The following is a 15,923-nucleotide window of genomic DNA, read 5'->3' as shown; positions in this document are numbered from 1 at the left end:
TTTTCTATTTAAAAATTCGATACTTATCAAGGCTTTTTGGTTTTTTGGGTTCATGAACAAATACTAAGCATTTCGAGTTTGCTCCCAAAATAGCAACTATGGTTAGCATTGAGCTTACTATCTTTGCAATCTCAAATTTATTTTTCACTTTTTCACCTCCGGGCGTATAAAAATCAAATCTGCTAGCGCTGTAAAAAAGCAACTAGCCAATAAAGAATATCCGATTTGAATATTCTCTAAAAACAAAAGGGTTGAAGAAACCGTCAAAATAGAAAAGTATAGATTCTTTTTTATCTGAGTTCTCTTGTAGGTATAAAAGAATACTGAAAGTATCATGACTATGCTGATGACAAAATGTGAAATATACTTTCCATTAATAACAAAGAGCATTGCTACCAAAAAAGCCAAATTAGATACACAATAACAAACTCTAAAAGATGGTGCGTGACCTCCTCCAAAATAATTTCGCACCAAAACCAGAGTAATTATTAGTGTAACACCAGTTAGGGGCTTACCTAACATTAAACTTATTCCCAGAAAGCTTAGAAGTACAAATACTGTCTCGAAAAAAAGGGTAATGGAGTATTCTAATATTTCCTTGGATTTATCCCACGATTTGTCATACCTCATGATTCTGTAAGACAGAAGTTTTACAATTTTACTCATTACTACATCCTTTACTTTTGCCAAGCAACAAAACAGTTTATGAATAGATAGTAGCACTGAAACAAGTTTTGTTTTATGCTCGGTGCCATAAAGTGTTATTTTGGTTCTAAGTGGTCAAAATGATAAAAAGAATCTAATAGGAGAAAAAAATGAACATTAACATCTTGGAATTTTTTATTTCAATAAGTTCCTCTGCATTAGAGAACATAATTATCTATCAATATTTTTCTGCCGTTCTTATTAGGAAAAAATCGATATGGTACAAAGAAGTCTGGACATTTTTTCTTGGATTATTAATGCTGTTCACTTCAACACAATTTATAGAGTCTCCATTTACAAGAATAGGCATAACGACAGTAACATTACTAGCATATACAACCCTTTATTTTGGAAAAAATCCAATTAAACTTCTTTTAATTATTTCCTATATCTCATTGGCAGCAGTAGCGGAAGAACTTGCTGCATCAGCAATTATGTTAATAACAAAAACTCCGTTTTTAAATTCATATATTGATAGAGCTTTATCCATCTTAGTGGCTTCAATATTTTTAATTATTTTGATAGAATTGCTTTCATCTTTTGTATTTAAGGTACAAAAAATTATTTACTTTGAAAGTAAAATATATTATGCATTAATACCTCTGTCTTCATTAACACTCACACTTATTTTCTTTTTTGATTTGCGATCAGTCGGATACAAGATAATGGCTCTTATGCTCATAGGAGGAATAAACCTTTGTTTCTTTGTTTTATTAAAAACTATTGCTGTGTCATTAGAAACTAAAAATAAATTGATCCAAAGAGAAATCGAACTCAAGTATCAAAGAAGAATTGCCCAGAAGAAAGTCCAACAATTTAAAGAGGTCAGGGCTAAGACTCATGATACGAACAAATATTTAGTACTTGTTAAGGGACTTCTGAAAAATAATCAAATAGATAAAGCAATACTAGAACTGGATAATTACTTAAGTTCAGTAAATTCATCATTAGCTAAGAGTTCAACTAATCATATAGCAATTGATTCAATGATCGATTATTGTTATGAACTGTCGGGAAAGAATCAAATTGCTGTGAGATTAGAAGCCAATATTTTAAACAAAGATTTCGATATAGATGATGTAGATGTCTCAGTCCTTTTAGGAAACATAATTGATAATGCTTTAGAAGCAAATATTCAACTTAAGGAGACTTCTGAGCGATGGTTAGAATTAGATTTAGTAACAAATCACAAACACATGTACGTTTGTGCCGCAAATCCATATAAAGGCACTGTGAATATAAATAAGACTAGTAAAGCCAATAACAATCAACATGGTTTTGGACTGATTACGATTCAAGAAATTGTTAAGAAGTATGATGGCGTAATTGATATCGATACTAAAAATAATTGTTTCAAAGTATTAGTGGTTCTACCGTATAATTAACAAAACTTGTACTTCATTTAAAGGCTATGGTAGTATTTGATTGAAGAGCAGAATCCCGCTAGTTTATCACATGAAATTTCGACTACCTATCAATACACCTCCTTTACTTCTTAAACTAAATCACTTATTTTTGCAAAGCGATAATTCTAATGCGAATTATCGTTTTTTTTAATTCTTTAGTTTCAAAATGGAAAGGTTTGGATATTTATAGTAGTGAAAGGGGATAGTAGAGTGAATATAGAGAAGGAAAAAATATATTCAAGAATGAGAAAAATATCTGAACAAAGAAGGCAGTTGAGCAAACAATACTTCAAATTAAAGGAAGAATTGGCCCAAAAAGATAATGTGCAGCCAAACCCACTGACTGAGGAGTTGGAAAAAGGTCTGGAAATAAAAAAGCTCAATGACAATAAAAGTTTTGAACGGGATAAAATTTATCAAGAAGATATGCGATTTAGGAGCTGTAAAACCAGCCATTATGTATCCTTTGACAGGATCTCAAAGAACATTATCTACATTTTAAAACAAAGTCCTACTCCAATAAGCAATAAAGAGATTTTAAGTAGAATTATCAATGAATTTGAAATGACTCTTTCTTATAATAATTTATCAAGTAATATACTTCCAAGATTGCACCAAGATTCATCGATTCCAGTGGAACGAGTTTGTCGTGGATTTTGGCAATACAAAAAATGAGTTTTAGTGAGGGTCGCTGAATGCTAGAAGAAAAAGAAATCTCATATATATTTGTCAAGTACGTTCACTCTGCATTATTGAATCAAGCGAATAAATACTATAAAAACAGTGAGAGACGATCATTGTTATTAAGTTACGAGGAAAATTACACTGAATCTGAATTGTGGAAGATTAAATTACACGATTTAGAATCAACAGATAATCCTCTAAAATTACTTGAACTAAAAGAAAATTTGTCTGATATAAATGAACAGTTCAATGGTTTAACCATGCAAGAGAAAAGTATTCTTTTTGAAAAATACGTCTACCAAAAAAGCGATTTCGAAATTGGTCAAGAATATTCCCTGACAAGCCAAGCAATTTCAAAAAAAAAGAGAGCAGCTCTAAAAAAGCTACAAAGGAATCAGTAACAAATATGACCTCCTCCAATTGTATGAACCATACATTTAGGAGGAACAATATGGAAAATTTAGTCCCGCTTATCCGTAAAGCTAAAGAAGGCGATCAAGAGTCGTTAGTATCATTACAGTCCCAGTTTGACTTATTAATAAGAAAACTTGCAAAAAGAAACTCATTTTCAATTGATGAAGATTGCTATCAAGAACTATATCTCAGATTCTATATAGCCCTTGAAAAGTTTGACATAAATAGATATTTGAAATAGTTGGTTTCAAAAAGTGAGATTGATGATATTTAATTAATGAAAAACAAATGATCTTTGAAAACAGAATACTCTTGTCAGGAACGAAACATTTCTAAAGGAGCCACTATTGGATTAGCGCGATAATCTATGAATCAAAGCGATTACCTAGTTGCAATAGAGTATAGGTTGCTACTATATTGCGAAGACTTTTGAAATGATAATGGTACTTCTGTAAAGCTCGGCGTAAATAGCGGAGAGGTGAGATTCCTATGTCCCCATAATTAGCAAATGGGGAGCCTGACAATAGACAAGGTACAAGGAGGAAAAAATATGAGTATAGTAATTGGAGTAGCTCTCTTCATGCTCGGAGGATTCATAGGCGTTGCTACTATGTGCATCCTACAAGTAGGAGCTGCTGCTGAAAAGAATTTGAAAAGCCATTTATATGAAGAAATGAAAAATATCAAATAGGTGAATAAATGAAAACAAAGTTCGAGATTATGGTCAGTTCTAATGACTTGATTGATTTGGGCTTTAAACCATTTCAGGCAAAGCAAATGATTCGTGAATCTAAAGAACACCTAGTTACCGTAGAAGGAATAGATTTTTATGATAATCGCCAAGTAAATATAGTACCAGCGAGAATCATTGAAAAATTATTCAGCATACAAATTTTGTGACACGCGGTAAAATTAAAGTAGGTATTCTTTTCAGTTTTTGTTGGGAGAAATAAATGGCTAAAATTAAAAATATTTATCAAGACAAGAAAACAAAGAAATGGTTCTTTCGAGCATATTTAGGAACGGATGAAAATGGGAAAAAAATCCAAAAAACGAAGCGAGGCTTTGACTCACAAAAAGAAGCAAAGCGTGCTTATGATAGGTATATGCTCACTCATGGTCTCCCTCAGATTTTGTCACCGAAAAATAATTCAATGAGTCAATTAACATTTGAAGAATTTTATCGCTTACGTTTTGTTAACTGGTATGAAAAACAGGTTAAGAGACAAACCTATGAGAATGCTCAGTTCATATATGGAAAAAAGATGAAGTATTTTTACCATATCAAGGTTAGAGACATTACGAATCATGATATTGAGGATTGGATTAATGAATTGAGCCAAACCGCCACTCGGAATTCTCGAAATCGAGATGAAATCAAAACATTATCAAAGTCCTACATTAATAGAATACTGGGACATTTAAAAATTATAATGGCTCGTGCGGTGAACGAAGGAATAATCGATCGTAACCCTGTAAACGATGTTTCATTCTTTCGAAAGGACAATTCAAAAGTTGAGTTCTGGGAGATTGAAGAGTTTCAGAAGGTAATGGATGTTATAAAGGAAACGTCGCTTTACAATCATCATCGAAAGATAGTATTTGAACTTTTGTTCTATACAGGTTTGCGTATAGGCGAACTTCAAGCACTAACTTGGGAAAATGTTGATTTCGAGAAAAGACAAATTACTATAGAAAAGACCCTGATTTATAAGACAAAAAATGATTGGTATTTCTCCACGCCGAAAACTAATAAATCTTATCGGACGATTGGAATTGGTAAAAATTTGAGTGATAAGTTGAAGAAATGGAAAGAGCTTCAAAGTAGGATTGGTCATTTTGAATACTTAGCTCAATTAGATGGAACATTTACTCCATCATACTCGTTTTCAAATTGGTTAAAAGATTATGCAAGAGAAGCAGGAGTGACACCCATTAAACTTCATGCTTTAAGACATTCACACGTTGCTATGCTGATCGAAAAAAATATCCAACCGCTTGTTATTCAAGAACGACTTGGTCATGCAAGTATCCAAATCACTCTAGGAACATATGGACATTTATATGCGAAGTCCGATAAACAGGTGGTAGATGTTTTAGACAAAGTGATTCCTACTATTGTTATTAATGAAAAATCTATAGAACATGAATTAGTATAAAGAAATCCGCGTTTTCCACTTTTCTACCAGTGAGATTAGAATCGTTGTTAAATCAACATTTCTACTCCCAATTTCGTAAATAAGATGTATCGCAAGTAGTAGTAAAACTCAGTAAAAACGGCAAAAAAAATCAATAAAAGACTAAAATAAAACCTTTCTTTTTACTATTAATTTTCATTCAGCGGATTTTCTCCTCCGCAAGACGTAGAAAGAATCAATCTTCCGCTTGAAGTAAAAAAGTTAAGAAGTTGATAAACTAAGTTCATACAAAACAAGTGGAGGAATGAAAAATGAAAACGGGGTTTGAATTAGTAAAAACAATTTTTATGGGTATGTTGGCTGTGTTTGGCGCAGTGCTTTTGATTACGATCGCAGGACACATTATTTGGAGCTTGTTAAAAATAGCCTTGGCGATATTCTTGATTTGGCTGTTTGTTGATGCGGTAACTCCGCATAAAACTAGAAAAGTTCGGAATATGTATCGAGGAGTATAATTTAGAATAGATGGTTAATAGAAAGCGGCTCAGGGTGAGCTGCTTTTTATTTTGATGTTTTTGATTGGTAAGAAGATTATTGAAATTTCAATTTTCATCCCTTTCTAATTTGGTATACTTGATATATCTGAAAAAAGGAAGGGTCAATCAAATGCCGTCAGCAATCATTACATTTTTATCTTTTTCCCATTTATTAGCTTTCGGAATTAACTATTTTATTTTGGACGATATCAAAAATAAAAAAAGGATCAATTATTTGCTGGTTCCGTTGATTCTGTTGTTTGGAGTGATTGTCGGATCTTATTTCACTTACTTGGACGTTGTAGTGATGTATATCTTCTTTTTGATTTTGTCATTGAAAAATGCGGAGGAAAGAAATGTTGTATCCTCACTACTAATCGTTTCTAGTGCGTGTGTTATCGAGTTAGTAGCTAGTCAAGTGACTAAACCGTTACTTTACTTTTTTATAGAAAAACAAAGTATTCTGTTTTTTTTCATATTTCTTTTGTTCTATTATGGTCTATTGATTCTTAGTTGTGGCCTCTATAAAAAATGGGGATTACCTTTGATTAGAAGGAAGAAAAAAGTAAATCTGACCGCGTATTTGTTAACAATATCACTAATTGTTTACTTTTCGTATTTCACAATCGCTGCCTATGCATCAAACGTTTACCTAAAAATATTTGTAGCTGTATTTTATCTTATTTTTGCTTTTCTTGGTGGAGTAATCATTCAATCCATCTCGAGTAATCAAGATTTAAAAATCGAGGCGGAGAAAAGGCAGCTGGAGTATAATATTCACCAACGATATATCGAAGATCTAAAAAATCAATATCAGGGGATTCGCGAATTTCGTCATGATTACGTCAACCTACTGACGTCGATCGAATACTATATTGAAAATGATGAGTTTGAGGCGCTGAAGACATTTTTTAAAACCAGTGTTCAAAAAACGAAGAATCTTGCTGGCACTGATATCCTGCATGCAGATGAGTTGAATAAAATCGATTCATTAGATATAAAAAGTATTTTAACTATGAAATTGCTAGCGGCTCAAGAGAAAAATCTCAATGTGCAGATAGAAGCGGATGAGGGAATCAGACTCAATCAGAAAGTGGATTCGGTGCTGTTGATCCGCATACTTGGTATTTTATTAGATAATGCGATTGAAGAAGTCGAAACGATTGAAGGCGGAAAACTGCTGATCGGTATTTTCTCTGTCAAAGGTGACACGATTTTTGTAATAGAAAATACAGCGCGACAAAAGATCGAACCGATGCAAGTGTTGAAACAAAAAGGGTTTTCGACAAAGGGCGAAGGCAGAGGGCTTGGTCTTTCCAACATTGACGAGCTAACAGCGATGGAGCCGAATATTTTGCTGGAGACAATCATATCTGAGCAGCGCTTCATTCAAAAGGTGATTGTGATTGGTGAGGAGGGGTAGTTGTGTTAGGAGTTTTTATTTGTGAGGACAATGAGGTTCAGCGAAATCAAATAGAGTCTTTCATTAGAAAATATCTGCTGATTGAAGAGCTGGATATGGAGATCAGGGTTAGTACCGGCGATCCTAAACGGATTATAGACTATTTAGAGAGGCATCCTGACAGTCGAGGCATTTATTTCTTAGATGTTGATTTGAAATGTGAGATGAACGGTATTGAATTAGGAGCCAAAATTAGGGAAAAAGATATTCATGGCAAAATCATCTTTATTACCACTCACGATGAGCTGCTGTCTCTAACTTTTAAATACAAAGTCGAAGCGATGGACTATATTTTAAAAGAAGGGGAAATCACGGATGTCCGAGAAAGAATTCAAGAAGCCTTAGATCAGGCTCAACGGCATTTCCTCAAGGAAGCCCAAAAAGCGGATGACTTTATTCAACTAAAGATCGGTAGTCAAATTCGAATATTAGATTTGCAACAGGTGATGTTTTTTGAAACGGCATCGACACCCCATAAGCTAATCCTGCATCTTGCCAACAGCACATTGGAGTTTTACGGGAAAATCAATGATATAGCTGAATTATCTCCTTTACTGGTACGAATCCACAAATCTTATGTGATCAATTATAAAAATATCCAGCTGATCGATAAGAAAAAAAGAGAGGTCACCATGACCAATGGAGAGAAATGCTTTCTTTCTATTCGACTAATTAAGCAGTTAGAATCAGCGATTAAGACAAAATAATGTTCGTTTAGGATATTTTTCGAACAAAACCTAGATTAGCCTTTATAATTTGATTTATTGGATGTCAATTCAACTTTTTGGAAAGAAAATTCTCTAACAGAAGCAGTTAGCTGATTTTTCAAATACTTTAGTTGAATGATATACGGTATTCGAATAAGGAGGTTGACTAACTATGAAGAAAAAAATGATCGCAGTCTTATTATTAACGGTATTGGCAACGACTCCAGTCTCCGCACTGGGAGCTGAAAACGAGTATGCGGGTTCTGATAATCAAACAGGAGATGTTGGAACTCGGGCGGTGACTTTAAAGCAATGGTTTAAAGGAGTGCCGCCGAAAACTTATCGTGGAAAGCAAAGAATCAATTATTACAAAGCCATTGGCGGCGGGTATATCGGCGTTTATGTATGAGAAAAAGGCTATTCATCGTTGCCTGCTGTTTAGGATTGCTGGTGATTTTCTTCATATTAAAGATCAGCATTCACATTCGAATAATCCTTGTACTGGCAACCATGCTCTATCTTTTGATAGACGGGACGCTATAGGGGAAAGATCATCGTGAAAGTCACGGTGGTCTTTTTTTTTGCATTTTTTTAACACCATCGCTATTGAATTAATTTAGACGCTATCTCCATCTGCGTAACGATTGATTTTATAATGAAGAGAGAAAAGTATCTTCTTGCAACATCCTTCTCTGCAACAAGTTGACTTGATGTTGTAGCTACTTGTTGCAAGGAATTGTAATATCCAATCGATAAAAGCCCATCTATAATAAAGTCATGATCATGATAACGCTATCAAAGATTAAGGCCTTTATTTTAGATAGTAAGGAAGTGTGTATCATTATGCTTACAAAAAGACAAAAAGAGTTGTTGGAGTTGTTGACGCAACAGAGTGACTTTCAAACAGTGGAGTATTTTGCAAGCAAGCTGGGTGTATCTAAACGAACGACCCATAGCGAGCTGGGGATTATTGACGAATATCTCCAAAGCTCGGGTGAATATCTTGAAAAGAAGCGCGGCGTTGGAATTGCGCTTAAACGATTCAAAGAAGTTGGAGTGATCAAAGAAAAGAATGAAGGAAGTGACATCTATTACACCTTTAACCGCAGGATTGAAATTATGAATTTGCTGCTTTTTGAGGAAAAAGTTGTTAGCTTTAACCACTTATCAGACAATTTCATGGTGAGTAAGTCGTCAATTATTAAGGATTTTGAATTTATCATGAAGATCTTGAATGTCGGTTCTAAGATCAAATTATGCAGCGATGTTCATGGAACGTCATTGCTGGGAACCGAAGAAGATGTGCAAAAAGCCATGCTGCAATTCAATCGCTACTTGTTAAGTAATTCAGAGGTCTACTTAGATGAAGACTTCGCGGAGAAAATCAAATTGTTGAATGCTTATTATGGCGAGAGCTTGATGAGTGTTTGTTCGAATATTTTGTACACCTATATTCGAGAGAACGTGAATGCTATTTCTGATTACTATGTACAGAATATTTTGAGTGTTTTTATCATCTTAGTGTACCGGATTGCGAAAGGGCATCATATTGAAGAGCTGCTCCAAACAGATTCCGATGAGGCAACGATTTTTTTTGAAGAAAGTGCGGTGCGTATGTTACACAAAGCCGCGTTGCGCTTGGAGCTCAGCTATACGAACGAGGATGTTCATTACTTATCGCTGCAATTGATTTCAAATCGTTTCGAACCGTTGCCAGATGACGAGATCGATGAGGTAATCGTTGAACGTCTGCTAGCAAGAGTTTCGGCTGCTTTGAATATTAACTTTGCCAGTGATCAAAAGCTGGAGGAACAATTGAAAAATCATATTCCGCCCATGATCTATCGCTTAAAATCAAACAACAAAACAGAGAATCCTTTTACCGCTCAGATTAAAAATGAGTTTTCAATGACCTTTAATATCATTTGGGTTGTGCTTAGTGAATATGAAGAAGAATTGGAAATTAGCTTTAACGAAGATGAGATCGCTTTTTTGACGATGTATTTCCAAGCAGCGATTGAACGAGCAAGAATGAATCGGAAAATTTTGATCGTTTGCCAAATGGGTATTGCCACTTCCGAATTACTGATCAATCGGATCAAAAGTATTTTACCATCATTGGACACCTTCGAAATCGCATCGGTGGCTGAGCTGGAACAGACCAATCTTGATGAGTATGATCTGGTAATTTCCACAGTGAAAGTAGAGATTCCTAAAAAAGAGGTCATTCAAGTGTCACCATTTTTGAGTAAAGAAGATATTGAACGGGTGAAAACTTCTGAATTTCTACCATCGATCGAGAATAAAGTGGTGAAGTTGGTTCGCTCCCATCATTTAATGAAATTCGTCAACAAAAACTATGTATTTGTTGATACGGATTTTTCCTCTAAGGAAGAACTGATCGAGCAAGTCGGAGAAACCCTTATCGAGAATAATTTTGTGACGCGACCGTTTGTCCAAACGGTTCAAGAGCGTGAAGAATTAGGCGGCACAGATCTGCCGACTGGAACAGCGGTTCCCCATGGAAATTCAACCTATGTCAATCAAACGATCATCGTGGTAATAAAGAACAAAAAGAAATTTAAATGGAACAAATACTATGTCGATCTAGTCTTCCTAATTTGCATAGCCAAACAGGATACCTTTCAAACGAGAAATATTTTATCGGATATTTATAACATCATCGACGACAACGAACAACTAAAACAATTACGTGAAGCAACCTCAAACGAAGTGTTGTACAGAAAACTTGGGAGTGATTAGAGTGGAAAAAGTTCAGGAAGGCAGTAGAGGCGTCATTACGACGGATTTAATTTTATTAGATAGTGAGTTAGACAACCAAGACGAAGTGATCCAGCACATCGTGGAGACAGCCGAGTTCGTGGGGTATGTAGAGGATGCGGATGTTTTATATGAAGCAGTCAAGAAACGTGAAGCAGAAGTACCAACAGCAATCGGCTATGATATCGCAATTCCTCACGGAAAAAATGAAACCGTTTTGCATCCATTTATTGCTTTTATCAGAGTAAAAGAGGCTTTTCAATGGACTAAAGAAAATGAGGAAATGGTTCGTTTGATCTTCTTGATCGGTGTGCCGCAAAACAGTGAAGGAACAATGCATCTGAAATTCATTTCGCAATTAAGTAAACGATTATTAGATGACGAGTTTAGAGAAAAGCTATTAAACGAGAATGACAAAAATAAAATTTACGAACAATTAAGTTCGATTGACGTTTAGGAGGAATAACAATGAAAGTTGTAGCAGTTACAGCGTGTCCTACCGGGATCGCGCATACGTATATGGCTCAGGAAGCCATCGAAAAGGAATGCAAAAAACGTGGGTATGAAGTCCAAGTCGAAACACAAGGCAGCATGGGGATCGAAAATGAATTGGAACAAGAGGATATCGACCAAGCAGACGTATTGATCATGGCAGTCGCGATCGATGTGGAAGACGGAGAACGCTTTGAAGAAAAAATGGACTCTGGGAAAACATTAACCGTGGAGCCGGGCGATATCATCAAATATCCAGCGAAGTATATTGACGAAGCAGAGAAACTATAGGGGGAGACTACAAAAATGAAAAAACAGAATAAGTTCTTTAAAGACTTGCAGAAAGCCTTTAATACTGGGGTATCATTCATGTTGCCATCCGTTGTCGTTGGGGGGATTTTCTTGGCGGTGGCGCTGGCGACTGGTAAAGCGACTGATGCTGGGATGGAAATCACGAGCCCTTTCATGCAAAACCTGAATGACTTGGGTGCGGCTGGTTTTGCGATGATGATTCCGTTGCTATCAGGTTATATTGCCAATTCGCTGGCTGGAAAACCTGGTTTAGTTCCTGGAATGATCTTAGGGTTTGTGGCGAACAATCCGATTGGTGAAGGACAGATCAAAACTGGTTTCCTTGGTGCTATGATCATGGGTGTGGCGGCAGGTTACTTTGTCCGTTGGTGTAAAACGTGGAAAGTTCCGTCAACCATCCGAACAATTATGCCGATTTTGATTGTTCCTGTAGTAACGACCTTTGTACTTGGCATGTTCTATATTTATATCATTGCCGTGCCAATTGGAGCAGCGATGGATTGGCTGGTTCAAGTGCTGGGTCAAATGCAAGGCGGCAGCGCGTTAATTTTAGGTTTGATCTTAGGTGCCATGACTGCGGTGGATATGGGCGGTCCAATCAATAAAACCGCGACAGCTTTTACCTTGGCTTTGATGGCGGAAGGCGTTTATGGACCAAACGGTGCACACCGGATTGCTTGTGCGATTCCACCATTGGCAATGGCCATTTCAACGTTTATTGACAGGAAAAAATATACACCTGAAGACAAAGATTTAGGGATTTCAGCTTTCTTCATGTCATTGATTGGTATCACCGAGGGCGCTATTCCTTTTGCGGCGAAGGACATCAAACGAGTGTTGCCAGCGATCATCATCGGTAGTGCTGTCGGTGGTGCAATGGGAATGGCGACTGGTGTAGAAGCGTTGGTTCCTCACGGAGGATTCATCATCTTGCCGGTGGTTAATGGCAAACTATGGTATGCCCTGTCGATCATCGTTGGTGCAGTCATTTCAGCAGGGATTCTTCACTTTACTAAACCTAGCTTAGCCGATGAAACAGTAAAGAAAAAAAATGAAGAAACGAACGAGCAGATTGAAGTAGCGAAATAAGGCTCAAACATTGGCAAAAATAAATTTTTGAAACGACAAAAAAGGTGAGTTTCTCTCATCTTGCTTTGTCGTTTTTCGTATTTATAAATAACGTGAGAAAGTCTTTGTTGTTGCAACAAGTTCCTTAAAGTATTGCAACAAGTCATCCATCAAATGCATTGACTTGTTGCAGTTAAATGTAATATTCATAAGGTTTCATCAGGCATATACTTTAATTGTGGTAAGGGACAGAAGCTTACATTTAATGACAGGAAATGGAGATGCGATACGATGAAAAAATTACCTATTAAGACAGTAGTGGAAGGGTTGCTGGAGCTGCAGGCAACTGGAGAAAGTGCAACCTTGCTTGGAATTGGACCGATGTCAAAAAACTGTGTACAAGCGACGCTTGAGTTATCTAAGGACGATGATTATCCGGTGATGTTTATTGCGAGTCGAAACCAAGTGGACGCCGATGAATTAGGCGGAGGCTATGTAAATGGTTGGAATCAATTTACTTTTGCTGAAGCAGTGGAGGAAGTGGCACAAGCGATCGGTTATGACAATCTTTACTATTTATGTCGCGATCATGGCGGGCCTTGGCAGCGTGACAAAGAGCGGAATGATCATCTGCCAACGGAAATAGCTATGGAGTTGGGCAAGAAATCCTATGTAGCAGATATTGAAGCTGGCTTTGATTTATTAATGATTGACCCAACCAAAGATCCATTTGAAGTCGGAAAAGTGATTCCGTTGGAAACAGTATTAGCCAGAACGGTTGACTTGATCGAATTTTGTGAACAAGAACGTAAAGCACGTAATTTACCAGAGATAGGCTATGAAGTGGGAACGGAAGAAACGAACGGCGGCTTAACTTCGACTGAAACGTATGAAACCTTCATTTTACGCTTGAAGGATGAATTAGAAAAACGCGGTCTGCCGATGCCAACCTTTATTGTTGGTCAAACGGGAACACTGACACGGAAGACGGAACAAGTTGGAACATTCAATTTCAAAAATGCTTACGATTTAGCACAAATGGCGAAGGAATATGGCGTTGGTTTGAAGGAACATAATGGCGATTACTTGGATGATGTAACGTTATTAGAGCATATTCCCTCACAAATCACTGCGACAAATGTAGCACCGCAATATGGAACAGAAGAAACGCGGGCATACTTGAACCTAGCAGCAGTAGAAGCAAAATTAGTCGGAAATGGTTTAATCAAAGATGCATCAAATACTCGTGATGTTCTGTTAGAGCATGCGATCAAGAGCGAACGCTGGAGAAAATGGATGGTTGGAGAGCAAAAAAATCTAACTGTTGAAGAAATCATGACTCAAAATGATGCAGAGCTCCAAGCAGAAATCCTAGATATCGCTGGTCACTATACCTTCAATGATGATGAAGTAATAGCAGAGATCGAAAAAATGTATGAGAACTTGAAGGCGCATAACATTGATGGTCAACGCTATGTGATCGATCATATCAAACGCCCGATTCGTGATTATGCAGAATGCTATAACCTAAATGGTGTGACTAGTCGAATCAAAGATTTGAATAAAGTACAAGCATAAGGACGTCGAGACACTCATCATTCAAATGTAGAGTGTCTCGTTTTTTATAAAGGAGAGAGAAGAGTGACCGCGATTATTTTTGATGTAGATGATACACTGTACGATCAGCTGAAACCATTTCAACAAGCCTACGAAAAGAACTTTGACTTCAAGCTGCCCCTAGAAGTATTGTTCAAATTTAGTCGAAGCTATAGTGATCAAGTTTTTGACCAAGTTGAACATGGCAAGCTTAGCCTGCTTGATATGCAGATTTATCGGATTACAAAGGCGCTGGAGCGATTCAATATCAAGATCACTAGCCAACAAGCTGAGAACTTCCAACACGATTATCATTATTATCAGGGGCAAATTGAATTACTACCTGAAATGAAGGAGGCACTGGATTTGTGTCAGAGGCATCAATTTCAAATAGGAATCATTACTAATGGACCGGCTGCACATCAAAGAAGGAAAATTGAGTTGCTAAACTTATTCAATTGGATAGCTGAAGAGAATATTTTTATTTCTAGTGAATTCGGCTTTGCGAAACCAGATAGCCGACTCTTTCAGTTGGCCGAGGAAAAAATGAGTTTGAAAAAGCCGACGACATATTATGTTGGCGATTCCTTCAACAATGATGTCTTAGGAGCTAAAAGAGTTGGTTGGCAGTCTATTTGGATCAATCATCGCAATCATGCGCCAACGAATCCAATGATCCTCAGTGATTTTATCGTTGACAGTCAACTAAGTTTGAAAAAGGTCTTAACCTCGCTTATTTTACAAGGCTTCTAAAAAAGAGCGGTAATTATCACCGCTCTTTTAAATGTTGCTCAAAAGTTCTTTTTTCTCTTTATACTGTCGTCCAAGTTCACGAAAATGCATCGCGAGATAGCTGATTTCGTCATTCGATAGATCAAAGTCAAAGTTCTCCGTGATAAACACGCGCATCTGATTTGCGGTGTGAAATTCTTTAGAGTAATGCTCGGCAACGTAGAAATAGAGGTCATTATCGGAATCGGCAGTGTCATACTTATTTTTCAAAATACGCAGGGATAAAAATTTGAGGTGGCGCACCAAACGGGCAGCTTCTACGAATAAATAGGAACGAGGCAATTGCAGGTTGGCTGTGATTTGCGATAGCAGACAATGAATTAACTGAATAAACTTCTCTTGTTCATGAGCATTGATATTTAATTGATAGTTAGCTGCGATCACAGCTTCTGCCAAAACTAAATAATCCGTCTTTTTCAACGGTCGTTGAATATATTCCTCGATTCGCCTAGCTGCTTCTTTTGAAAAATCAACCTCTGTTTTAAAAAGATTTTCCATGATCTCAATCGAGGTCAGCGGATAAGTATAAGTCATAGGAATATTTTCAGTGGCATTAAAGAGAAAATAGGACAAATTGTTGGTTAATAAGAAATTATCGGCAAGGGTGTACTTTTGTGTAGCCAGTTCGATTAAAGATGCTATAAGCTGGCGATCTGATAGCGCTGAGTAGGACGCAGTGGCATCTGTGTTGTTCATCAAAATTTCCCTCCTTAAATTGATGTATCTTTAAGTAATGTCTACTGAATCATTGAATTTTATTGTAACCTCAGTGTTTCAGAGGGATTTCTAGTATAATAAGTGCAAGGGTCTTTTCGTGAAATTGACGAAAC

The 15,923-nt window shown here is 36.6% G+C and carries 20 protein-coding genes; 17 read left to right on the top strand and 3 right to left on the bottom strand.

Features of this window, described 5'->3' with window-relative positions:
• Positions 1–4 precede the first annotated feature (4 nt).
• A complete protein-coding gene (locus tag E6139_RS22915) occupies positions 5–148 on the bottom strand; it encodes a cyclic lactone autoinducer peptide (protein WP_410470559.1) in 144 nt (47 codons plus the stop codon).
• A complete protein-coding gene (locus tag E6139_RS21565; RefSeq protein WP_316405607.1) occupies positions 145–666 on the bottom strand; it encodes an accessory gene regulator B family protein in 522 nt (173 codons plus the stop codon). Before E6139_RS21565 ends, E6139_RS22915 begins: the two co-directional genes overlap by 4 nt.
• A 149-nt stretch (positions 667–815) precedes the next feature.
• On the opposite strand from E6139_RS21565, the gene E6139_RS21560 reads away from it, so the two are divergent.
• The 17 genes from E6139_RS21560 to E6139_RS21480 all read left to right on the top strand — a co-directional run bounded on the left by E6139_RS21560 (position 816) and on the right by E6139_RS21480 (position 15,054).
• Positions 816–2,090, top strand: coding sequence for a GHKL domain-containing protein (locus E6139_RS21560; protein ID WP_316405606.1), 1,275 nt, complete (start codon positions 816–818; stop codon positions 2,088–2,090).
• 231 nt (positions 2,091–2,321) lie between these two features.
• Positions 2,322–2,786: a hypothetical protein gene (locus E6139_RS21555; RefSeq protein WP_316405605.1), complete on the top strand. Its 465-nt coding sequence runs from the start codon at positions 2,322–2,324 to the stop codon at positions 2,784–2,786.
• A gap of 20 nt (positions 2,787–2,806) precedes the next feature.
• The gene (locus E6139_RS21550) at positions 2,807–3,196 is read left to right on the top strand and encodes a hypothetical protein (RefSeq protein WP_316405604.1); all 390 of its coding nucleotides are present in this window, start codon (positions 2,807–2,809) and stop codon (positions 3,194–3,196) included.
• A 50-nt stretch (positions 3,197–3,246) separates the two neighbouring features.
• Positions 3,247–3,450, top strand: a complete 204-nt coding sequence (locus E6139_RS21545; RefSeq protein WP_316405603.1) for a helix-turn-helix domain-containing protein — start codon at positions 3,247–3,249, stop codon at positions 3,448–3,450.
• A gap of 309 nt (positions 3,451–3,759) precedes the next feature.
• On the top strand, positions 3,760–3,900 hold the full coding sequence (locus E6139_RS21540) for a DUF3789 domain-containing protein (RefSeq protein WP_316405602.1): 141 nt from the start codon (positions 3,760–3,762) through the stop codon (positions 3,898–3,900).
• Positions 3,901–3,908: 8 nt separating this feature from the next.
• The gene (locus E6139_RS21535) at positions 3,909–4,109 is read left to right on the top strand and encodes a DUF3173 family protein (protein ID WP_316405601.1); all 201 of its coding nucleotides are present in this window, start codon (positions 3,909–3,911) and stop codon (positions 4,107–4,109) included.
• A gap of 53 nt (positions 4,110–4,162) precedes the next feature.
• A complete protein-coding gene (locus E6139_RS21530) occupies positions 4,163–5,368 on the top strand; it encodes a tyrosine-type recombinase/integrase (RefSeq protein ID WP_316405600.1) in 1,206 nt (401 codons plus the stop codon).
• Positions 5,369–5,658: 290 nt separating this feature from the next.
• Complete coding sequence (locus E6139_RS21525; RefSeq protein ID WP_316405599.1) at positions 5,659–5,862, top strand: hypothetical protein; 204 nt, start codon at positions 5,659–5,661, stop codon at positions 5,860–5,862.
• A 151-nt stretch (positions 5,863–6,013) separates the two neighbouring features.
• Positions 6,014–7,306 (top strand): GHKL domain-containing protein, encoded by a 1,293-nt coding sequence (locus E6139_RS21520; protein WP_316405598.1) that lies wholly within the window; start codon positions 6,014–6,016, stop codon positions 7,304–7,306.
• Between the two features lie 2 nt (positions 7,307–7,308).
• A complete protein-coding gene (locus E6139_RS21515; protein ID WP_316405597.1) occupies positions 7,309–8,052 on the top strand; it encodes a LytTR family DNA-binding domain-containing protein in 744 nt (247 codons plus the stop codon).
• Between the two features lie 172 nt (positions 8,053–8,224).
• Positions 8,225–8,461 carry a hypothetical protein gene (locus E6139_RS21510; protein ID WP_316405596.1) on the top strand — a complete coding sequence of 79 codons (237 nt, stop codon included), beginning with the start codon at positions 8,225–8,227 and terminating at the stop codon, positions 8,459–8,461.
• A gap of 434 nt (positions 8,462–8,895) precedes the next feature.
• Positions 8,896–10,815, top strand: coding sequence for a BglG family transcription antiterminator (locus E6139_RS21505; RefSeq protein ID WP_316405595.1), 1,920 nt, complete (start codon positions 8,896–8,898; stop codon positions 10,813–10,815).
• Position 10,816: 1 nt separating this feature from the next.
• A complete protein-coding gene (locus E6139_RS21500; RefSeq protein ID WP_316405594.1) occupies positions 10,817–11,290 on the top strand; it encodes a fructose PTS transporter subunit IIA in 474 nt (157 codons plus the stop codon).
• Between the two features lie 11 nt (positions 11,291–11,301).
• Positions 11,302–11,616, top strand: a complete 315-nt coding sequence (locus E6139_RS21495) for a PTS fructose transporter subunit IIB (RefSeq protein WP_316405593.1) — start codon at positions 11,302–11,304, stop codon at positions 11,614–11,616.
• Positions 11,617–11,631: 15 nt separating this feature from the next.
• Positions 11,632–12,726 carry a PTS fructose transporter subunit IIC gene (locus E6139_RS21490; protein WP_316405592.1) on the top strand — a complete coding sequence of 365 codons (1,095 nt, stop codon included), beginning with the start codon at positions 11,632–11,634 and terminating at the stop codon, positions 12,724–12,726.
• Positions 12,727–12,996: 270 nt separating this feature from the next.
• Positions 12,997–14,283 (top strand): class II D-tagatose-bisphosphate aldolase non-catalytic subunit, encoded by a 1,287-nt coding sequence (locus E6139_RS21485; RefSeq protein ID WP_316405591.1) that lies wholly within the window; start codon positions 12,997–12,999, stop codon positions 14,281–14,283.
• A 63-nt stretch (positions 14,284–14,346) separates the two neighbouring features.
• Positions 14,347–15,054: an HAD family hydrolase gene (locus tag E6139_RS21480; RefSeq protein ID WP_316405590.1), complete on the top strand. Its 708-nt coding sequence runs from the start codon at positions 14,347–14,349 to the stop codon at positions 15,052–15,054.
• A gap of 27 nt (positions 15,055–15,081) precedes the next feature.
• On the opposite strand, the gene E6139_RS21475 is transcribed toward E6139_RS21480, so the two are convergent.
• The gene (locus E6139_RS21475; RefSeq protein WP_316405589.1) at positions 15,082–15,789 is read right to left on the bottom strand and encodes a PRD domain-containing protein; all 708 of its coding nucleotides are present in this window, start codon (positions 15,787–15,789) and stop codon (positions 15,082–15,084) included.
• Positions 15,790–15,923: the final 134 nt, after the last annotated feature.

The sequence above is a fragment of the Enterococcus sp. genome, from assembly GCF_032555305.1.
Classification (GTDB): domain Bacteria; phylum Bacillota; class Bacilli; order Lactobacillales; family Enterococcaceae; genus Enterococcus_A.
Note: the sequence above shows the minus strand (reverse complement) of the source record. Positions and strands in the feature narration are given on the sequence as shown.